This window comes from Desulfosporosinus lacus DSM 15449, from assembly GCF_900129935.1.
GTDB lineage: Bacteria > Bacillota > Desulfitobacteriia > Desulfitobacteriales > Desulfitobacteriaceae > Desulfosporosinus > Desulfosporosinus lacus.
In genome coordinates this window covers 1-20,352 of the sequence record NZ_FQXJ01000019.1, presented here as the reverse complement: position 1 = coordinate 20,352, position 20,352 = coordinate 1, and the positions used below count along the sequence as shown (strand labels likewise).

The window sequence follows — 20,352 nt, the reverse complement described above, 5'->3', positions numbered from 1 at the left end:
CTCCTTAGCCCGTTATTTCCCATCGGGTATATCTGGAACAGCTTCGTCAATATAATAAATATTAGGGCCCGTTCCCACCTCTTTAAGTAGGATTCTTGTCGGATATTGCGCTATGAGCATAGAGACAACACTGCTTGGGTCGTTGAGATCCCCTGCCAGCCGGGATTTTCCCAGGCAAGTTTGCACACATGCAGGCTCAAGTCCTTGCTCAAGGCGATGTAAGCATAGTGTACACTTATCTGCCTTTCCAGTTTCAGAATTGGAAAAGCGTGCATCGTACGGGCAAGCTGTAAGACAATATTTACAGCCGATGCATTTCTTATCCTCGACAATGACAATCCCATCAGATCGTTTTTGTGACGCCCCTGTCGGACAAACCGAGACACAGGGCGGGTTATCACAATGCATACAATTCCCCGGTTGAAACACTTCTGAAACCTTCGGGAACTGTCCTTGGACTCCACTACTCTTCACCCAATTGCGCGTATGCCCCAGTGGCACGTCATTTTCTGAGCGACAGGCCACCATACAGGCATCACAATCGATACAGCGTGAAGTAATGATGACAAATCCCATGCGAACAGTCATTTTTTTCCCTCCTACACCTTATACCTTAATTCTCATCTTACGCTTTACTCACAGTTACGAAGGTTTCACTTAAAGCTGAACCTCCAGAAATCGGGTCTGTGATGGTTTTGTGGAGGGCTGAATCACTTGCCCCTAAACCATAGGCTGCTTTAAGTCCTTTGCTCACGTGCCCAAATCCACCGACCATGAAAATACAATCCGGTCTTATCCCCTCTGTTACATAAGCTTTAATACTAACCTTTCCGACCTCACTCTCCAAAACTACATCATCGTTCATCTTGACTCCTATCTTCGCAGCAACTGAGGTATGCAACCAGGCTCGATTTTCCGGAAATACTTCTAATAGCCAACGATTATTTTGCGTGAACATTTGGGTATGCTGCGCAGTTTTGCCAGTTAAGAGATAGTAATGGTCTTTTTCAGGTCGAGGCGGTTCATTCCAAGTTGGGACGGCCTTCTTGCCCATTTGGGCCATAATGCCCGAAGAGATTTCAATTTTGCCGCTGCTTGTCTGGAACTCAAAATCCTTGGAGTGATCTTCTTTAAAATCTTGCATTTCATAATGTCCCACCCGTTGTAATTCCTCTAAATCTACCGCAAAAGGCTTAAGCTGTTGAGCCAAAAGATCCTTTTCATCCTTAAAGGGCAAAAATTCCCCAAGGCCCAACTTATCTGCTAACTCCTTGTAAATCATTAAACTGCTTTTCGTATCATAGAGAGGCTCAACCACCGGCTGACGAATAAAGATTTTGTTCTTAATCGGAATCAGGCCATCAAAGCGTTCGAGATAATAGGATTCAGGTAAAATCACATCGGCATAATACGCTGTGTCACTGGCTTGAATATCAATCACTGCCACAAAATCCAGCTTCATCAAAGCATTAATAGTTTTTTGGCGTTCAGGAATCGAAAGAACTGGATTCTGTCTAGAAATCAGCCACCCTTTGGCCTCATAAGGCTTGCCGGTTAAAATATTATCCCGCATTGTTTGAATCACACCATAGGCCAAGGGTACCATGGGATATTGCCACGGCACTCCATCAAGACGTATCCCTTGAGCGATTGGAAAAGCTGGGTGAGATAAAACTCCAAGTTTTAAAGTGCTTAAATCCTGGTCTGGAATCAACCCTCCAGGCTGTGCCCAATTCCCTATTAAAGCATTTAGCACGGCAATAGCTCGCTCGGTTTGGAACGAATTTACAAAATTAGACGTTCTCCAGTTAGGATGCGCTATCGCTGCCGGTGCAGCAGAGGCGAAGTCCAGGGCAATCCGACGGATCGTCGTCGCAGGAATTTCACACTTTTTCTCTGCCCATTCCGGCGTATAGTCTTTGACCTCAGTAAGGAGGTCCTCGAAGCCTTGAGTATATTGATTAACAAAAACTTTATTATACAATTTTTCTTTAATAATTACATTAATCATCGCCAAGAAAAATGCTGAATCTGTGCCAGGACGGACAGGCAACCACTCAGTCGCTTTAGAAGCAGTCTTACTAAAGCGCGGATCTAAAACTACAACCTTGACACCCCTAGCCACCATTTCAATCATTTCTTGGGTTTCACTATTGGATATTCCCTCGGCCAGATTTCTACCGGTAAAAATCATATACTTGCATTTCGAAAAATCCGTACCCGGTTGAGGGGTCCCATAGGTATATAAAAACCCCGTCGTCATTGAATTGAAGCATAAACTCCTTTGAGTCCCATAATTCGGAGTGCCATAAGCCTTGAGGAGAATCTCAAAAAACGGTTGCGAAAGGTTATCTGTTGAATTAAACATCATGGCCTTAGCGCCGTATTTATCTTTGATCTTTTTCATTTGCTCAGCTGTATAACTCAAAGCCTCATCCCATGATGCCCTGCGCCACAAACCGCTGCCCCGTGCCCCTGCTCGAATGAGTGGGAACTTAATGCGATCCGGGCTATACAACGTTTCGATTCCTGCATTGCCACGGGGACATAATCTTCCCAAGTTGTTGGGGTGATCAGGGTTCCCTTCCAACATTTTGACGACACCGTCTTCAACTCTGGCGATAACACCACACCGCCATACACATTGCTCGCAGATTGTGGTCACAAGCTTTGTCCCTTTTACCGCTGCCTGATCCGATATTCCTTGTCCCAAGTTGGATTCGGGCCTAAGCAGACCTATCCCAGCGGCTGCACCAAGAGCAGCCGCAGCCACTGAGCCCTTAATAAACTGACGTCGGCTGAACAATTGGTCCCATGTATAGACTTTAGACACATTGCCCCCTCCTTTCCCATAAAGTGAACTATTGTTTTGCTATGCCGACGGATATACCGTTTTAATTTCTCTTAAATCTCTTTGGAAGCACCCAATTTCGTCTTCTTAGAGTTCTCTGCAATTTTAGAAGCCACATAAAAAACCAGGGTACACAGGACAAAAAGTCCTACAAACAACCAATGGTTAACATGAAAGAGATCTTCGAGGGTTTTTTGACCATAATTTCCAATGGTCGAAATCTTCAAGAAAATCGATTGATAGGTCACCCCAAATAAAATTCCACCCGTCAGAAAACCCAAGAGTCCAGGTATTAGGTAATCCAAATTCCCCTGACCACAACCTGTGATCAACGTCCCCGGTCAAGTGCCGGCGAGAGCCATCCCTACCCCAAAAAGCAGTCCGCCGAGAAGATTGCCTAGTATATAAGTGGAAGAAACCTGATCCATCTGGAGAAAGCCCAGATCTTTCAAGGTGTAGATACCTACAAGCCCTACCGAAATCCCCGTCATCATAAACTTCATGACCGTATTATCTTTAAAGCGAAATTGATTAACGATTTTATGGTAGTGTCCCAATCCCGCCTTCTGAAGAGCAAAGGCAAAGAAGAAACCAATCACTATGGGGACGACATATGTCATCATCTTAATAATCCCCCCCGTACAATAATTTGGTTGTAATAATTCCAGAAATAAATAACCCTGCAATAAAGATTAGACCCGCTGGAGAAAGCTGCATTGTCCCAGAAATAGCTAAGCCACTGGTACACCCTCCGGCAATACCGGCAGAAAACTCAATAATCACCCCGCCGATAAAAATCATAGTCCAGCGTTTTAACTTACTGGGCCCAAAGGTTTGTGTCCATTGTTGATCCGGCATCATCCGAAACTTAAAATCTTTGGACCAGAGACTTGACGTTAAGGCTCCTAAGATCATGCCCACAAATAAGAGAATCTGAAAACTCACCACAGGGGGCATCTGGTATTTGAAGTACATTAAGTTAGCCCAGCTGCTGTCAAAGGCCTTCAATAAGATACTGTCTATGTTTTCGATACCACCTGATGAACCAATAGTTTTGCCTACCAAAACATAAGACCCAATAGCTGTTAATCCCAACAACACTCCGGCCGACCAAGGCGACCACTCTTTATCTTTCATTTTCTTACTAAACCCCACGATTTTGCTCACTCCCTTCATTCTTCAATAAATCGCTCAATGAAGAAACGGACTTCAGATCCTTCTCCCCTAAAGTTCTAAGCTGGAACAGAACATTATCTGGCAAGTTAGAAACTGCTTGTAATACCTGAGGACCACATTCACTTTTTAAAATTTTCTCAAGAGAAACGACGGTCTTAATATCTCCCTCTAAAAGCTGATTGAACACTTCCTGAACTTCTAAAGGAAGTGAGTTAAAGGGAACCTTTTTCGTTCTTCCTGCTAAAAATGCCCAAGGCCATAACCCCTTTTTCCATCTCCAGATCAGGCCCCCCAGCACTAAAAGCATCACTGCATTGATAATACCGATCAACCAGCCTAACCATGGGATCTTGTCTGTTACGTTAAAGTCAATTACATCAAAGTTGGTATTCATACCGGGGGGAATTTGGGCAGCAGCTGCTGATGGGGTTACACTACCGGACTCCGTTTGATTCGTTTCAGTTCCGGTCGCTCCTGAACTCGTCCCCGAAGTCGGATTACCCGCTGGAACACCTGTCACCTCACCGCCATATTTTACAACCCGAGTGGCAGTATCTGCCGGATGACAGGATGCACAGCTTTCATCAGGTTGTGTCAAAGGATTAGCCACTATCCCAGCATGAGATTTTGTCTTATCGGTCTCGGTCGCCGCTCCCAGATGACAGGCTTGACAAAAATCAGCGAAAGCATGCTGAGTATGCCAATCACCCTTTTGGGACACGGGATTTTCTCCCTTAACCTCATGACAGGTTTTACAGGAGGTGGTCGATGCACCGCAGGCCGCTTCGGTCACTTTCGGATTTTCCACCCAAAAAGTACCAATAAGAACAATGCCGAATACGCCAAATATTAAGGCTAATAAAGTGCTTTTTTTCTTTTTCAAGTTTGCCCTTCACCTCACAAGTTAATTTATACTTTTATCGGTATACTTAATTGCTTTAAATCACCTCCGTCGGACAAATGTTAGTGGGGGTTATATAAATCCTTCTTGAGATAATGTTTTAATCCCCCTCCCTCGGGGGTAGGTATTTATTAAAGGATACATCTAAAAAATGCTTTGGTCAATATGTTTATAACTGCCCAAAAATATAATATTCTGAGTAATAGGTCAAAAACAAGACACTTAAAATCTTTACCTTGTATTATGATGATGCTATCAAGTCAAAGGAGCGATCAGTCATGTGCGACGAAGATTTAAGAACACGTCTAAAAACATTGTCCGAAGAGCTTAAAGAGTTAGAAGAAGAACAAAGCTATGTCCTAAAGCAAACCGGGTTGCATCTTCCTGGACATACTGTAAGGCGATATGAAGCCGAAGTTCAAACCTTAAAAGCATCTATTGCGGAGATAATTGCAGAATTAGAACTTCGCAAATAACCATTAGCCTCAGAATCAATAAAGTGGGCGCAGCAAGACTAAGATTCGCTACGCCCACTTTATTGATTTCATAATAGTAAAAATAGGGTTAAAACAACTGTAAAATTAGTTGCTCCAACCCCTTAAGAATAAATAAGTATAAAAAAGACGGTTAATTACGCTAGATTCTTCTCACTGCCCATTTTAATCTGTTCTGCCAAGCTACGCGCGATCTGATCAAAGTCAGAGGATTGATAATCCTCTATTTTACCTGCATCTGACAGTGTAGCTAAAGCTGGATCAAGGGGAAGTGCTCCTAAGAAAGGAATAGAAGAACGCTTAGCTTCTTCCTCCCCTTGAGGCTTCCCAAAGACTTCTATCTTTTTACTGCAATCCGGGCATTGGACATAAGCCATGTTTTCAACTAATCCATAAATCGGCGGTTCATAGTTTCTTACCATTTTGATAGCTTTTCTTACCACCATATTGGCTAAGGCCTGCGGACTTGTCACCATCACAACCCCATTGATCGGTAAGGATTGGAATATTGTGATCGCTACATCCCCAGTTCCAGGAGGCATATCGATTAATAAATAATCCAGTTCTCCCCAGATTACATCCTTCCAGAACTGATTAACGACTTGAGTAATCAATGGTCCACGTAAGATCACGGGATCATCTTCATTTTCAATCATAAGATTAAGTGACATAACTTTAATTCCGCCACGACTGGTAGGTGCAATAATCCCACCTTGGCTGGCTCCAGCTCTTTCCTTAATTCCAAAAATTTTAGGAATGCTTGGACCGGTTATGTCCGAGTCTAAAATCCCTACTTTAAACCCTTGACGCATGAGACTTACGGCTAACATACCTGTTACAGAGGATTTACCAACCCCGCCTTTACCACTCATGACTGCAATAACTTTCTTAACATTACTAGCTTTCTGAGCCTTGGTTAATTCGGGCGCACTAGAACAACTTTCTGTGTTACATGAGCCTGCAGCAGCACAGCTATTACATGATTCGCTCACTTTACTACCTCCAATTCTAAAATAAAAACTATTTACCCTTACATGGATGAGTAACCAAAATTTATCTTACTCCCCAAATTTTTTATTTGTCAAGGTTTGTCCACTTAGGTGTTAATCACGCAGGAAATCTTTTTGAGCATATAATTTAATGAGTATAAAAAACAGTTTAAAGCAGATCCGAAATTGAATAGATTATTCTTAGTGGTGACCGTGTCCATGCTCATGATCATGATCGTGTGCGCAAACAGAGCCGGTACTGACAACCTTACCTAAAGCATAACGATTTGCAACATCAACCACTTTTCCAGAAGCACCCGAAACGACTTCGAGCCCCACTGCATTAAGACCATTGATCATGCCTCCACCGATACCACCACAAACAAGAGCTTCGACGCCTTTACTCTTGAACATATTGGCAAGTCCTTCATGCTGATGCTGAAGACCCGTAGAACTGAGTAATTCTACAAAACGAGCTTCAGTTCCCTCAATCTCAAACACCGTAAAACCTGCTGCCCGTCCAAAATGCGGATCTAAATCCTCACCATTTGTTGGAATTGCAATTTTCTTTGACATAAATAAGCCCTCCTAATCATTATTTACGTCACTCTAAGCCTGTCTGTAGCAGATTTAGAGAAACGTTTGAATCTGTTCTGGTCAATTCAATGTCTCGACTTAATTCAGCTGAACTAATTTTACTGCTTTCCAGGCTTTGATTGCTTCTAGGAGTGTCCTCCGCAGCAACCGGGCTTGCTATGACCATCGTGATGCCGGCTACTGCAAGTATGTTTACTTCCGTTTCCAAGTTTCATTTTTTTCATGCTTCCACACTCTGGACATGCGATTTCATAGCCGTGTTTACCTCCAGTCTCACATGGTTCAACTTCCCAGACATGTCTGCATTCAACACATTCGAACACACGATTTTTCATCAAATAGTGGCCACCTCGAATGATTATAGGTCGGCCTTCTATTAAGGCAGCAGCAATCTTTGACCTGGCAGCACCTAAAATTCGCTGAAACGTAGCTCTGGAAACCCCCATAGACGCTGCACAATCGACTTGATCCAAACCAACCATGTCTTTAAGACGAATGGCCTCTAATTCCTCAAGCTTAATAACTATTTCTTCCAAACAAGATTGTCCAAGAGGAATAAAAGTTTGGCAAACTATTGCATCGTCAATCAGGCCACAACAACGTCGCCTTGGCATTAAATCAGCTCCTTTTGGGCATATGCTCAAATAAAGTATATCAAATATACTGAATAAAGCAATCAAAACTTAGACAACTGCAAAAATTATTGACAGTACTATTTTAATTCTATTATTTCACTGATCTTTACTCTTATCCACTAGATATCTAATCAAAGAAAAACCGCCACTCATTAAATGGTGACGGTGAAGGCCCTAGTTCATTGATTAAGTTTCATAAGGGTCTCAATCGCGTTGTTCAGAACCTCTTGGCGATCTTCCCCAGAATCAATGGCATCAATCAGACATGAACTTGCATAACGTTGTGCTATTATGACAGAAGTTTTATGTACTGCAGAGCGAACAGCTACAAGTTGTAATAAAATTTCCTCACAACTTTTCTCTTCCTCTATCATGCGTTCTACACCAGCTATGTGCCCACGAACAGTCTTTAACCTTGTCAGGATTTTTTTTACTTCTTCGGGATCGACCTCTTTCAAATTGACACATTCCTTTCGCAAGTTAATTTAATCTTATCTTTTCTTTTGGGAACCTTTTAAACTAACTTGTCAGGTTCTTACATATCATTACAGCTGCCTAATCTAGCTATGTACGATAAAGTTTAATGTATTTCTGATAACTTTTCAAGACACGATCCACATAACCCCGAGTTTCATTAAAGGGGATATCCTCAAGTCGAATATTTTCAGGGTCAATCTGACCTGATTTGATCCATTCTTGTACACGTCCTCTACCACCATTATAAGCTGCAATTACTAAAGGACGGTTATTCAAAAACAATTTCTGCAGACTGGCAAGGTACCACGTTCCATATTGAATGTTCTTCTCAGGATCGAGTAAATACTCCTCACTATATGCTTTATCTCCAATACTTTCAGCAATAGATTGCGCAGTACTGGGCATCAACTGCATTAGCCCTTTAGCACCCTTGTGAGATTCAGATCGAGGAAGAAACTTGCTTTCTTCTCGGATTACGGCAAGTACAAATAATGGATCGACCCCGTATTGTTCAGCATATTTTTCGACGACGGTCCGGTGTGGATAAGGATAGATTATCTTCTGCAAATCTGATATTTGCAACACACTATAAGCCACAAGGATTGATAGAACAATAATAATACCAATATTCCGGCCACTAATCCAACGCTTTAAAATCCTTTTAGCCATCCCATCTCCTTCTCACCTAGGAAAGGTCCTTATTTTTAGTCTATTTTCATAGCATCGACTATTATGAGCAATTAATCCTTTTGTCTTAGTAGTAATTTTTGCCACACATCTTCAAGTTGACCTATTGTTTGACTCTCGCTCCCAGAATTGTCAATTATAACATCCGCCCGCTGACGCTTTTCATCTAACGATCCTTGAGAAGATATACGTGCTTCTACCTCACTAAGACTCAGCTTGTCCCGCGCAAGTACACGAGAAATTTGCAGGTTCCGCGGTATCCATACAACCCAAACTTCGTCCACAAACTTTTCAAAACCTGCTTCATAAAGCAAAGGCACATCCCATACACAGATCTTAACTCCTGTATCTCTAAGTGCATCTCTCTCTTCATTCATAGATTGTACCACGCGAGGGTGCACGATGCGCTCTAAGCGCTTTCGTGCATCCTCCTCCCTGAAAACCAGCTTCCCTAAACTGGAACGATCGATTTGCCCATTCTCATCTAAAATATCTGCGCCGAATTCCTCGATCAGTTTCAAAACCGTTGTCTGATCCGATTGCAACAAACGGTGCACCGTTTTGTCGGCGTCTAACACTGGAACCCCCTGTTTTATAAACCATTGGGCTACTGTAGATTTACCACTGCCTATTCCACCCGTCAGTCCAATGTTCAACACTTCTTTCTCACCTCAGATCAATTTCCCCAATCCGATCAAGATTAAAACAGCACCTGGCAAATATTCCGCTTTATTTGTCCAGTATACTGGAATTTTACCCGCCATTTCTTGGCCTAAACGCAACATCATAATTTGGGTTAAAGCTACGATTCCGATAACCGATAACGTCATTCCCGCCATCGCGGCACCTATTCCACTAGCAAAAGCATCTATCGCCAGAGCACACCCCAACAATAAGCTTTCTCGCAGACTGATTACTCCTGAACCATCAACATCCGCAATATCAGGCGTCTTAAGTACTTGAATTACTAAGCCAAAAAACCGCAGCTGGAATCGAAACACTGGTTCCAATGCTGGCTTTGGATGGGTCACAGCCATCGCGGGTACTGCTTCGGGAAAGACCTCCTCATTACGATTCCAGATAGCTTTCCCCAATTGAAAGATCCCTAAGGCCAATAAAATTGCAGCTCCCAATAAACGTGCCTGAATTAACTCAAGCCATAACGTTACCCAACCACCAAAAAGCATCGATACTCCCATTGCCAAAACTGTACACATTGCAATAGCAATAAGCGAATTTATGGGTATTCGAATACGACGTAATCCATACGCCAATCCGACTCCAAATCCATCCAGACTTAAAGCCACTGCCATAAGCATAGCTACTCCCATAATATGTATCCCTCCATCTTGCGACTTCAGGATAATATATGGATTCAAAGGCTATTTGGTGAAATCAATCATTTCCAGCAATCCATTCTTCTAAGGCACTATCTCTACGCGACTTTACTTTCTCACACTCTTCATGAAGCCTCATTGCCAATTCGTAATTTGTATCCGCCATAGCGAGTTCCGCCTCTAACGCTAGGAGGGTTTCTTCTAACTCTTCAATTTCCAGTTCAAGTTGCTTCATTCGCTTCTTTTCACGCGCCAAATTACGGCTTTCTTGCTTATCTTGGTTGCTTGGCTTTAAAGCCCGTTCGATGGGAGCAGCACTCATTTCTTCTTGTTGTTTATATTCCTTGAACCCTGTGTAATCTCCCTCGAAAAGCAACAGCCCTTGAGAGGTGAGTTCCGCAATTTTATTAACTACTTTATCTAAAAAATAACGATCATGGGAAACTACAAGTACGGTTCCTTCGTATTCTTGAAGAGCTTCTTCTAAAACCCCGCGGGTTTCAACATCAAGATGATTTGTCGGTTCATCAAGCAAAAGTAAGTTTCCTTGCTCTAAGAAAAGCTTGCATAAAGCCAAACGGCTCTTTTCTCCCCCACTTAGCACGTTAATCAGCTTAAATACATCATCTTTTCTAAAACCATATCGAGCCAGTAGATTTCGGATCTCCGGGTCCTTTAATTTGGTGACATTCCGGATCTCATCCATTACCGTCCCTGACGTGCCTAAATTCTCATGTTCCTGTGAATAATAAGCAATTTTTACATTTGCGCCCAAACGGATGGTTCCCTTAAATGGAGCCTTTTGGAGAATAGCCTTGAGAAGGGTAGTTTTTCCGATTCCGTTTTTTCCCAGCAGGGCTACTTTGTCTCCCCGTCTCAAATCCAATTGCACGTTTGAAAAAAGATTTCGCGCAGCAAAGGAAATCGATAGATCTTCTATTGAAAGAACTCGATTTCCGCTTCGGCCTCCACTTCCCAGTGAAATAGAAAGTCCGTGATCCACCTTGGTTACCTGAATTGGCTTGAGCTTCTGGAGTTGACTTTCCCGTCCGCGCGCCTGCTTAGAATTGACTCCCGCCTTATTTCTGCGGACATAATCCTCAAGTTTAGCAATTTTATTTGCTAAGCGCTCTGCTTCTCGCCCTAATGTCTTGGCTTCTAAAATCTTCAATAATTCGTATTCGGAATAATTACCGGTATACCCTTTTAACTCGCCGTTTTCCAGACAGAAAACTCGCGAAACTATACGATCTAAAAAGTATCTGTCGTGTGAAACAATCAGCAAGGCACCAGGATAATCTCGCAGGTATCCCTCCAGCCACTCCAGAGCCGCAATATCTAAATGATTCGTCGGTTCATCTAATATCAAGAGTTCGGGAGCCCGAAGCAAAAGCTTACATAAAGCTAAGCGGGTCTTCTGCCCTCCGCTCAACCTAACAACTTGAGAATTGATCTCCGCTTCAAGTCCCAGGCCAGCCAAGATTCTCCGCACCAAGGCTTCTAAAGCGTAGCCCCCCTGACGTTCAAAGGACTCGGTCAAGGCAGCATATTGTTCCATGACTTTCTCACTCGGAGTCAAGGCCATCTTATCCTCTAACTCACGCAGTTGTTCCTGCATTTGTAATAAATCCGCTCGTTCTTGGATTACACACTCAAAGACGTTCCCTTCGTCCTCCACAATAGGAGTTTGAGGCAGGTACCCATAGGAACCCAGAATTTGGACCTCTCCACTTTCTAATCGGACATCTCCTAAGCAAGCCCGAATCAGAGTTGTTTTACCCGCTCCGTTCGGACCGACCAAGGCAGCCTTTTCCCCATTTTCTAAAGCAAAACTGATCCGCCGAAAAAGCGGTTCACCTGATATATCGACGCCGCAATCCCGGCTAAATAAAACACTCATTTTTCTCGCACCCGCTCCATTGCTATTCGTGACAGTCATTTTCTTTCGATTTACTATACCATACACATTGTTTTCTAACAAACACTGATTGTGCTTTAATCATTTACAGTCAGTCTTCAAAATAATAGTAGCCCCCGACTAGGGCTACCATTAGACTATTTATTGGATTACCTGTTGTTATCTCCCGTTGCAAAGCTTTGTGTAGAAGTATAAAAACCAAACAGCATGGTTTTGCTCATCAGCTGCAGCTCTTTTAAACTTTTCTTTAATATATGGGTCCGGAGCTTTTCCAGCAATATCGAGATAGAAATCTACTGTATTTTGCTCATCTTTAAAAGCAAACTGTAATCCGTCCTTATAGCTTACTGGACAGCTTTCTGTTATCTGGGGTATCGGCTTAGTTCCTGTTATCCCTATATATATTTGACAAAACTCTTGATAATGGTTAATCTCATCCTTCCTAATCTCATGTATTTGCGTTCTTTCTTCCTCGTTCGGAGCTTTTGCCGCTAACTCGGTGTAACAGGCAATCGCACTGTACTGTCCATTAATCGCCTTTAAAATATCTTGTGTTAAATGATCAGCATTTAGATACATAAATCAGACACCTCCCAACATAAACTTTGCTGGGTTATTCTATCTAACTTAGAGAAGGAAAGTGCCTGACAATGGTTAAACTTTTAAATTTTTAACGTTTTTTAATGTATTGAAACATGTACCTCTCAATCAGAACTCCAACCCCAATCCCGACGGCATAAGAAACCAAATCACTCCACAAAAATCCATACCCTAAAATTAGCCCGCCAATCCTAGTCTTCCTTAAGGAATCAATCCATTGGGAATGGTATAGTTGACTAAATTCAATGCCGAAGGAAAATAAGAGTGCTCTCACTGTGACTACTCTTGTTTCACTAGCCTTAAATGCGAAACCGCATAAGAAAAAAATCATGAGTCCCCATAAAACATCGCCTAAATACAAATTAACCCAACTCGGAAAAAATATTGAGAAACGTCTGCTGCATAAACCAAGGATCATGACAGTTATAACCAGGAATAAATATCTGAAAGCATCCCTCTTAACTGACAACGGCAAAACCTATCCTCTCTTAAGATATTAGCTATTTCCTATTATACTAACCCGTATATACACAACCTAATAATAGTTTAACGAAACCCCTGCTCCTATTACCTTTCTCCTAAATAATAATAAATGAGGTCCAGTGAAGGTGGTTGTTTCTTCAATTGCCTAAGCATAGTGACAACTTGCCCTCGGTGAGAAGTTGAATGATTGTTAACATGAAGCATCTGTTTCCACAATTCTAAAGAATACGATATCCCTGATAAATTCTTATAATTAATTTCTTCAAACAAATCTTTTTCCGTTAATGACACCAAAAATCTGTCAATCTGATTTCTAAAATCACCCCATCGATCAGCTAAAGTAGTGTAAGTCCCCTTAATACTCCATTCCAGATAGTATTTTACATTCTTAGAAAAACAATTCTCGTACAAAACCTCTTTCACCATGAAAAATATCAACTACTTCTTGTGTAAACATATGAGCTGAGTACTTTTCCAACTCAAACTTTTGTAAAATTCCAAAGCCACTGTGTTGTTCCGATCAGCCAAGAGCTGTAACCGCTTTACTCCCTTAGCAATAGCCCAACTTTCAATAGATAAGAGTAACCCCCGACCGATACCTTTTCCCCTATACTCCTTATGTACCACCAAATCTTCGATAACTGCTACAAATCCGCCTTCTGCAGTAGAGACTAAAATCTGAGCAGTGCACATTCCTACGACCTGTTGATTTATTTCCGCAACCATAATGCAGCGTCTCGTATCATCATTCAGCATCATTTCAAGACCACTGCGTTGCTTGAATTCTTCAACTGTAAAATCACTTTCTATAGAAAACAGGATTTCGAGCAGCCCAATGAGACTGTTAACATCAGAGTGGACAGCTCTTCTAAGTATATAATTTGACGCCATTTCTTAAAACTCTCCTAACTAAACGTACTTTGATGCTCGCTGGACTATTTGCGCTAAAGTTCTATCTTATTATTGTTCTTGAGTGTTTCTTTAATTTCCTTTATATCTGAAGCAATTCTAAACACCATCATCCTTATCGTCTTCTAATAGCAGCTTTAACATCTTCTGAGTATTGTTAACAAAAGCTCGCATAACTTGATAATGTTCGGTTTTTTCATAAGTTACATGTTCAAATCCCTCTTCAATTTGATAAATTAATGAATGAGGATAAGCCATTATGATTGGGGAATGAGTAGCTATAATAAATTGAGAGCCTTCTTCAATTAATTGATGCATTCTTGTAATCATTGACATTTGCCGCGAAGGCGATAAAGCCGCTTCGGGTTCATCCAGGATATATAAACTTTCACCGCAAAATCTATTTTGGAAAACAGCAAAGAATGACTCCCCGTGAGATTGTTCATGTAACGATCGGCCGCCATAAGCGTGGTTCAAGTTTAATTTTTCAACATTGGTAGCAAAATTATAGAAACTTTCTGCTCTTAAGAAAAAACCATCTCGTGGTCTTTTTACTCCTTTAACAACCTTTATATATTGACTCAAGTCTGAATGAGTGGCTCTAGAAGCAAAATTAAAATTCCTAGTCCCACCTTCAGCATTAAATCCAAATGCCACAGCTATAGATTCCAGGATCGTTGATTTCCCAGTACCATTTTCTCCAACAATAAAAGTTACTTTTGGATGAAACGATAAGGTGTCTAAACTCTTGATTGCTGGTAAATTAAAAGGATATTCAGTGAATGAAGGAACTTTGTCTCTATTTAATTCAATATATCTTATGTACCGGCCGACACTATTCGATCCAATCTTAAACATCTCCCAAAAATATTATTCTCAGACACCTTTCCGGTTCCCCAAAGCATTCTCTAAAGCTGCTTTTAACTTTGGAAACTTGTATTCAAAATCAGCACTGAGTACTTTTTTCGGTACAGCTCTTTGTCCATGCAATAACATTTCCGCCATCTGACCTAATGCGATTTTTAAAAATATTTCCGGAACTGGTAACCATAATGGTCTAGCTAGAACTTTACCCAGCATCTTGCTGAATTCTCCCATTCTTACCGGATTTGGAGCAACAGCATTTATAGGGCCAGCTAGCTCCTGATGTTCGATTATAAACCTTATCATACTCGTTAAATCTCGAATGTGTATCCATGAGAGCCATTGATTTCCGTTACCTAATGGTCCTCCGATAAAGTATCTAAACGGTAATGCCATTCTCTTTAGTGCACCTTCATTTCCTAAAACTACGCCAATCCGGATGGTCGCTACTCTGGTTCCAGTATTTTGAACCTTGTATGCTTCATTTTCCCACTCTCGGCAAACTTGTGCTAGAAAATCCTGTCCCGCTTCTGCAGACTCAGTTATCTCTTCATCCTCACATAGCCCATAATATCCAACGGCTGAAGCATTAATTAGAACTTTTGGCTGAATAGTACCATTATTAATTGCAGCAACTATTGCACCAGTCGTTCTAATCCGACTTGCTCTAATCTCGGCTTTCACGGAATTGGTCCATCGACGACTACCGATTGACTCACCTGCTAAGTTAATTACAAAGTCAATTTGATCCAACTTATAAATTGAAGATAGAGGAGCAATATTATCCCATTCTATCACCTGAATTTTATTGCCAAATTGGTTGACTGTTTTTTGGTGATTTCTCGTTACAACAGATACTTTATATCCATTCATAAGTAATTCTTCTATTAGGTTTCTCCCGACAAAACCTGTACCACCAAAAAGTAAAACATTCATTTTTTACCGCCTCCAGAATGGCTTCTAAATCCGGGTCGAAGAATGATCTACCGAGTTTATTCTTCCGCAGTCATATTTTGGTGTTAAATTACTATTCTAGGTGGACCTAGATATACCTTTTATTTATATGCCTTTTTTCAAGCTCACATCACGTAGTTTAGCTCTTCTTTCTATACTAATATATTTATGGAAAGGAAACTAAGGTTATCAGAACAATTTCCGGTCTATTGTAAACCCTTATTGGTAGAACGCTTTCTCCTAAACCGCCATTAATAATCATGTTAGTAGAACCGGCAGTAAATTGACCGTAATCTAACTCAGGGAAAAGTCCTTGCCCTGGTACTGCCACTGCACCAACCAATGGAAGTCTAACTTGTCCGCCGTGGGTATGTCCCACTAAAACTAAATCTATCTTGCGATTAATAGCTTTAGAAAATATGTTAGGAGCATGTGCTAATAAAACCTTTGGTTCAGAATCCGAGACACCTGCAATTGCCCTCTCTAACTGATCCCTTCCTAGATAGGGGTCGTCGACACCCATTATCCAAATATGAGAATTGCCTATATTATATTTGAAATGCCCGTTTTCCAATATGTGTACCCCTTGGTCTTCCAAGGAAGATTTGATTTGGTAGTTTGTCCACCACTCGTGATTTCCAGAAACAAAAAATATCGGTTTAGATTGCAACCCTTTCACTAATGATATTGCTGGTTTCATACTAGGGTTACTCTTATCAACTAAATCCCCAGTAATTGCAACCGCATCAAATTGCTGTCGATTAATCAACTCGATTAAATCTCTTTGACTATCTCCGTATTCCTTGCTATGTAAATCAGTCAAGTGGAGAATGGTGAATCCCTGGAACTCAGCTGGTAATTTAGAAATCTTAATCGTATATCGTTTTACTGCAATCGAATGGAGATCGAAATATAGATAGGATAATGTTGCAATCCCACCTAAGATAAATGTTCTACGGGATAAGAGCTTAGCTTCCAAAATCAAACCTCCTTCAAACCCCACTCCGATAGCGTAATGACATATTACGTTCTGCGAATTTGCGAAGTCTGGTTACAACATTCATACCTTCTCAGATTTTGGGAATGCGCTGTTATCTGATGCGCGGCAAAGACTTACCCAAATGTTTTCGTCAATTACTTATGGTTCTTTAATTCTTTCAGAGAATAAACGGTTCCCCGCCATTCTATACCACCTCGGCTTAGCGCCTTTACAGTTGAATTTATTACTGCACTAAGATACAACAATGCTGATATAGGATGAAACAAAACATAACTACGGGAGATATCAAAAAGCTTTGATAAGTGATTGTAGACAGCAAACAAACTGAGGAGAGAAATACCACACAAGGCTCTTGCCCAAACTGAGCCAAAGAACAGACCAACAAAAGGGTAGACATTTGTAACTAAACTATATATGCATAACCCTATTACGGCTGAAACCTTATAGTTCATAGAAGCGAATAGGTTTTTTTCAAAACCCTTAAGCGCAGCAAAGAGGTTTTTATACCATTTTACAGTAATAAAGCCTTTACTCGGCAACCCGAAACCCTGTTTGTATCCCTTATTTACCACGAGTCTTCCAAAAGAAATGTCATCAACCGGCTGTGTCGCTATTATTTCATAGCCTCCTATTTCATTGTATACTGATTTTTTTACTAAGTTAAATGAACCCACTCCAACCTTCTTGGTAACCATAACCGTAGCTGTAAGTGCAAATGCAAAGTATGCAAGAAAAGCACGGTAGAAAACACCTCCATAATACATATCAGGAGCAATTGTAAAATGATCGAGTTTGTGTTCCAAAGCATAACCAACTGTTTGTTTCATACTTTTGGGAGAGAACATGACATCAGCGTCAGTAAAAAGCAACCACTCACCTGTAGCCTCTTTCACTCCCCGAAAAATAGCATGGTTTTTACCCAACCAGTTTGGTGGCAAATTATAAATAGTAATAACTTTCAGTTGAGGGTACTGAACTTTAAGCTTCTCCAAAACAACCCCAGTGTTATCGGTAGATCGGTCATTTACTACAATTACCTCTAATTGAGGGTAATCTTGACTGATTAACTGTCTAACCGCCTGTTCAATGGATTCTTCTTCATTACAGGCTGGAATTATTACTGATACTAAAGGGTAATTTGTTTCAAAATACGAACAATCATTTATATTGAAAACAGGTAGGGTTTTCAAATATCTAAACCATAGCACACTTATGCTTAGCCAGTATGAGGCAGAAATTATAGCAAATGCCATGATAAGAATATCCATATTTTTCAACCTCTTTCTCCTCTTTGAATAATAAAGCCGTAGGGTTAACATTACCCAAGATCATTAAAATATATATTTCCACTTCCTTCAAAATTTTTTATAAGCTAAACATTCCAGTCCACTTTTTATGTTCCTAGCGGTTTCAGATAACGTCCCGAGGGTTTGCGACGCGTCCCAACCACTTTCATCTTTGCAAAGTGTCGCAAACCCTCTGTTATCTGCAGTATCCGAGCTTGCATATATCTAACATATTCTGCCTTTTGGTCATACTTCCTTTTTTGTCGGCAATACTATTATTTGAAGCCAATTTGAAAAGGTGGTACAATATGGATATTAAGAAAGATTCACATCTGCATGAGAAAGGGAGTGGTAAACTCATGGCAGCTCCGATAACTTCAACGCCTGTTTTAAAAGGTAAAGATTTAGTTGATTTAGTAACTGATTTGAGGAAACCCGATATCAATAGGGATCGAAGACAAAAAGCATTAAAAGCCCTTAAGATTGTTACGAAAGGGTAGTTTTCTTATGTTTTATTGTGAAAATGAATTCGAATATATTTTACAAACTGTAGTTCTTGTTCCATACTCCCCGGGATATAAACTCGGGGATTTTGATTGTGGAACTGAGGATTATAATCAATTTCTAACAAATGATGCTCAATATTATGTAGAACAAAATATATCTCAGGTTAGGCTCTTAATACATAAGCAGACCGCTGACCTAATCGCATATATGGCACTGAGTACAGATTCTTTCCTATTAGATAAGGAAGAGAAAATAGACATCGAACTCGCGCTATCAGTATGCGGTATGATGTGTTTCAAGGCTAAGATTTTAGTCCCTTAAATATTGGGGCTTTTTATTTTTCTCCGATATAGGATATTGCAGATAACTTCCCGAGGGTTTGCGACGTCGGGTTACTACCTTCATATTCTCTCAGATTTTGGGAATATGCTGTTAGACGATGGCCCAAGCCCCAAATATAGACATGCACTGAACATTATCTGCTCAGTGCTTAATCAATTACAATATATTCTTGATCATAATCTTTAGTTGAGGTAGCTCGTTTTGTACGACATTCCACACAATTTTTAAACTTATTCCCATATAATCATGTATTAGCACGTCACGAAGCCCCGCCATTTGCCTCCAAGGAATTTGGCTATTTTGTTCTTTTATATCTTGCGGAATATTCTTAGTAGCTTCACCTATTACCTCAAGATTCCTTATTACCGCATCTTGAATGAGAGTCGACTTCATAAACTCATCTTTTCCTGAGAAAGTATAGTTTTCTATCTTTTCAATAGATTCAAATATACTCTGGAGAAAAACTTTAACGTCTTTCATATCGGTCTGGCCTCCAGAAGAATTCTATCCTTTAAAGTCCAGTGCAAAGAATCATATGTTACGATATCTACATGTCTTCCTAAAAATTCTTCAAGGTCATACTTCAAAGAGATGATATCAAAAAGAGAACAATCATCCTGGCATTCTACTAAAAAATCGATATCACTCTCCCGAGTTTCCTCTTCTCTAAGGACTGAGCCAAATAATTTGACATTATGCGTTTTATATTGTGTTGCTAAGCTAATTATTTGCTCTCTCTTACTTAAAACATCTTCAATAGCAGGCATTTTATCACCTCAGATTTATTATACCTTATTTTACCACAAAGAAAAACTACTATTTGGGCTTTCGTCTAACGTCCCGAGGGTTTGCGACGTCGGGTTACTACCTTCATATTCTCTCCGATGTTGCAAACCCTCTGTTATCTGCTGTGCCGGCAAATTCAGGCTGCAATTCATCAGTAGACACGCTAGGATAAACTCATCTTACCTTTGCGTTTGCTAATGAGACCACTTTTCCAAATTAATTGTACGTTCATTTGTGACTTTAATGGATGAAATTCTGGGATCAAGTTTGAGGATATCATCTTTAGACAAGCCGATTGTCTTAAAATCCAGTGAGCCCTTGATTTCGATGGAAGACTTCGGGGCTATTTCGTTATTTACAGTAACGGTCAGTTGTTTGGTAACTAAAGTCTCTTCAAATTCCTTAGGCAAAACTAGGGTGACCTCCTAAATAAACGCTGTATCCTTATCGTTATTGGCCAAGTGAACTCGTTCAGCTAAAGCTGAACATCGAGACTTCGGTGGGGGAGTCTACCCAATGTCATCAGGCTATCCTTACATAAATAGGAAATAGCCCTTTA

27 protein-coding genes are annotated in these 20,352 nt (G+C 40.7%); 3 read left to right on the top strand and 24 right to left on the bottom strand.

Annotated features, from left to right (window positions below; genetic code table 11):
* Positions 1-12: 12 nt before the first annotated feature.
* From BUB11_RS20650 to BUB11_RS20630, 5 genes are all read right to left on the bottom strand, one after another.
* The gene (locus BUB11_RS20650; RefSeq protein WP_073031875.1) at positions 13-588 is read right to left on the bottom strand and encodes a 4Fe-4S dicluster domain-containing protein; all 576 of its coding nucleotides are present in this window, start codon (positions 586-588) and stop codon (positions 13-15) included.
* A 37-nt stretch (positions 589-625) separates the two neighbouring features.
* Positions 626-2,833 (bottom strand): molybdopterin-dependent oxidoreductase, encoded by a 2,208-nt coding sequence (locus tag BUB11_RS20645; protein WP_073031873.1) that lies wholly within the window; start codon positions 2,831-2,833, stop codon positions 626-628.
* A 71-nt stretch (positions 2,834-2,904) separates the two neighbouring features.
* Positions 2,905-3,474 carry a YeeE/YedE thiosulfate transporter family protein gene (locus BUB11_RS20640; RefSeq protein ID WP_159436961.1) on the bottom strand — a complete coding sequence of 190 codons (570 nt, stop codon included), beginning with the start codon at positions 3,472-3,474 and terminating at the stop codon, positions 2,905-2,907.
* A 1-nt stretch (position 3,475) separates the two neighbouring features.
* Entirely contained in the window at positions 3,476-3,988 is a 513-nt protein-coding gene (locus BUB11_RS20635; protein WP_242947626.1) for a YeeE/YedE thiosulfate transporter family protein, read from the bottom strand.
* Positions 3,989-3,995: 7 nt separating this feature from the next.
* Positions 3,996-4,910 carry a cytochrome c3 family protein gene (locus BUB11_RS20630; RefSeq protein ID WP_073031869.1) on the bottom strand — a complete coding sequence of 305 codons (915 nt, stop codon included), beginning with the start codon at positions 4,908-4,910 and terminating at the stop codon, positions 3,996-3,998.
* Positions 4,911-5,206: 296 nt separating this feature from the next.
* Here BUB11_RS20630 and BUB11_RS20625 point away from each other — a divergent pair, with 296 nt between their 5' ends.
* Positions 5,207-5,404 (top strand): hypothetical protein, encoded by a 198-nt coding sequence (locus BUB11_RS20625; protein ID WP_073031867.1) that lies wholly within the window; start codon positions 5,207-5,209, stop codon positions 5,402-5,404.
* A gap of 155 nt (positions 5,405-5,559) precedes the next feature.
* On the opposite strand, the gene BUB11_RS20620 is transcribed toward BUB11_RS20625, so the two are convergent.
* The 16 genes from BUB11_RS20620 to BUB11_RS20545 all read right to left on the bottom strand — a co-directional run bounded on the left by BUB11_RS20620 (position 5,560) and on the right by BUB11_RS20545 (position 18,140).
* The gene (locus BUB11_RS20620) at positions 5,560-6,414 is read right to left on the bottom strand and encodes an Mrp/NBP35 family ATP-binding protein (protein WP_073031865.1); all 855 of its coding nucleotides are present in this window, start codon (positions 6,412-6,414) and stop codon (positions 5,560-5,562) included.
* Between the two features lie 198 nt (positions 6,415-6,612).
* Positions 6,613-6,987 (bottom strand): NifB/NifX family molybdenum-iron cluster-binding protein, encoded by a 375-nt coding sequence (locus BUB11_RS20615; RefSeq protein ID WP_073031863.1) that lies wholly within the window; start codon positions 6,985-6,987, stop codon positions 6,613-6,615.
* Positions 6,988-7,133: 146 nt separating this feature from the next.
* Entirely contained in the window at positions 7,134-7,622 is a 489-nt protein-coding gene (locus BUB11_RS20610; protein ID WP_073031861.1) for a DUF134 domain-containing protein, read from the bottom strand.
* A 200-nt stretch (positions 7,623-7,822) separates the two neighbouring features.
* A complete protein-coding gene (locus BUB11_RS20605; protein WP_073031860.1) occupies positions 7,823-8,101 on the bottom strand; it encodes a metal-sensitive transcriptional regulator in 279 nt (92 codons plus the stop codon).
* A 106-nt stretch (positions 8,102-8,207) separates the two neighbouring features.
* Positions 8,208-8,789 (bottom strand): lytic transglycosylase domain-containing protein, encoded by a 582-nt coding sequence (locus BUB11_RS20600; protein ID WP_073031858.1) that lies wholly within the window; start codon positions 8,787-8,789, stop codon positions 8,208-8,210.
* 71 nt (positions 8,790-8,860) lie between these two features.
* Positions 8,861-9,466: a dephospho-CoA kinase gene (gene coaE, locus BUB11_RS20595; RefSeq protein ID WP_073031856.1), complete on the bottom strand. Its 606-nt coding sequence runs from the start codon at positions 9,464-9,466 to the stop codon at positions 8,861-8,863.
* Between the two features lie 12 nt (positions 9,467-9,478).
* Entirely contained in the window at positions 9,479-10,138 is a 660-nt protein-coding gene (gene ytaF / locus BUB11_RS20590; protein ID WP_073031855.1) for a sporulation membrane protein YtaF, read from the bottom strand.
* A gap of 64 nt (positions 10,139-10,202) precedes the next feature.
* The gene (locus BUB11_RS20585; protein WP_073031852.1) at positions 10,203-12,044 is read right to left on the bottom strand and encodes an ABC-F family ATP-binding cassette domain-containing protein; all 1,842 of its coding nucleotides are present in this window, start codon (positions 12,042-12,044) and stop codon (positions 10,203-10,205) included.
* Positions 12,045-12,221: 177 nt separating this feature from the next.
* On the bottom strand, positions 12,222-12,641 hold the full coding sequence (locus BUB11_RS20580) for a ferritin family protein (protein WP_073031850.1): 420 nt from the start codon (positions 12,639-12,641) through the stop codon (positions 12,222-12,224).
* Between the two features lie 91 nt (positions 12,642-12,732).
* Positions 12,733-13,080 carry a ribosomal maturation YjgA family protein gene (locus BUB11_RS20575; RefSeq protein ID WP_143187679.1) on the bottom strand — a complete coding sequence of 116 codons (348 nt, stop codon included), beginning with the start codon at positions 13,078-13,080 and terminating at the stop codon, positions 12,733-12,735.
* A gap of 149 nt (positions 13,081-13,229) precedes the next feature.
* Entirely contained in the window at positions 13,230-13,571 is a 342-nt protein-coding gene (locus BUB11_RS20570) for a DinB family protein (RefSeq protein ID WP_084110435.1), read from the bottom strand.
* A gap of 12 nt (positions 13,572-13,583) precedes the next feature.
* Positions 13,584-14,036, bottom strand: a complete 453-nt coding sequence (locus BUB11_RS20565; protein WP_073031848.1) for a GNAT family N-acetyltransferase — start codon at positions 14,034-14,036, stop codon at positions 13,584-13,586.
* Positions 14,037-14,153: 117 nt separating this feature from the next.
* On the bottom strand, positions 14,154-14,912 hold the full coding sequence (locus tag BUB11_RS20560; protein WP_073031847.1) for an AAA family ATPase: 759 nt from the start codon (positions 14,910-14,912) through the stop codon (positions 14,154-14,156).
* Between the two features lie 18 nt (positions 14,913-14,930).
* A complete protein-coding gene (locus BUB11_RS20555; RefSeq protein ID WP_073031845.1) occupies positions 14,931-15,854 on the bottom strand; it encodes a TIGR01777 family oxidoreductase in 924 nt (307 codons plus the stop codon).
* 184 nt (positions 15,855-16,038) lie between these two features.
* Positions 16,039-16,851, bottom strand: a complete 813-nt coding sequence (locus BUB11_RS20550; RefSeq protein ID WP_073031843.1) for a metallophosphoesterase — start codon at positions 16,849-16,851, stop codon at positions 16,039-16,041.
* Between the two features lie 155 nt (positions 16,852-17,006).
* The gene (locus BUB11_RS20545) at positions 17,007-18,140 is read right to left on the bottom strand and encodes a glycosyltransferase family 2 protein (protein WP_073031842.1); all 1,134 of its coding nucleotides are present in this window, start codon (positions 18,138-18,140) and stop codon (positions 17,007-17,009) included.
* Positions 18,141-18,466: 326 nt separating this feature from the next.
* Here BUB11_RS20545 and BUB11_RS20540 point away from each other — a divergent pair, with 326 nt between their 5' ends.
* Both BUB11_RS20540 and BUB11_RS20535 read left to right on the top strand, forming a co-directional pair.
* Positions 18,467-18,658: a hypothetical protein gene (locus tag BUB11_RS20540; RefSeq protein ID WP_073031841.1), complete on the top strand. Its 192-nt coding sequence runs from the start codon at positions 18,467-18,469 to the stop codon at positions 18,656-18,658.
* A 7-nt stretch (positions 18,659-18,665) separates the two neighbouring features.
* The gene (locus tag BUB11_RS20535) at positions 18,666-18,986 is read left to right on the top strand and encodes a hypothetical protein (RefSeq protein WP_073031840.1); all 321 of its coding nucleotides are present in this window, start codon (positions 18,666-18,668) and stop codon (positions 18,984-18,986) included.
* Positions 18,987-19,163: 177 nt separating this feature from the next.
* Here BUB11_RS20535 and BUB11_RS20530 read toward each other — a convergent pair whose 3' ends face one another.
* The 3 genes from BUB11_RS20530 to BUB11_RS20520 all read right to left on the bottom strand — a co-directional run bounded on the left by BUB11_RS20530 (position 19,164) and on the right by BUB11_RS20520 (position 20,203).
* Entirely contained in the window at positions 19,164-19,487 is a 324-nt protein-coding gene (locus tag BUB11_RS20530) for a HepT-like ribonuclease domain-containing protein (protein ID WP_073031839.1), read from the bottom strand.
* Positions 19,484-19,774: a nucleotidyltransferase family protein gene (locus BUB11_RS20525; RefSeq protein WP_073031838.1), complete on the bottom strand. Its 291-nt coding sequence runs from the start codon at positions 19,772-19,774 to the stop codon at positions 19,484-19,486. Before BUB11_RS20525 ends, BUB11_RS20530 begins: the two co-directional genes overlap by 4 nt.
* A gap of 213 nt (positions 19,775-19,987) precedes the next feature.
* The gene (locus BUB11_RS20520; RefSeq protein WP_073031837.1) at positions 19,988-20,203 is read right to left on the bottom strand and encodes a hypothetical protein; all 216 of its coding nucleotides are present in this window, start codon (positions 20,201-20,203) and stop codon (positions 19,988-19,990) included.
* Positions 20,204-20,352 lie beyond the last annotated feature (149 nt).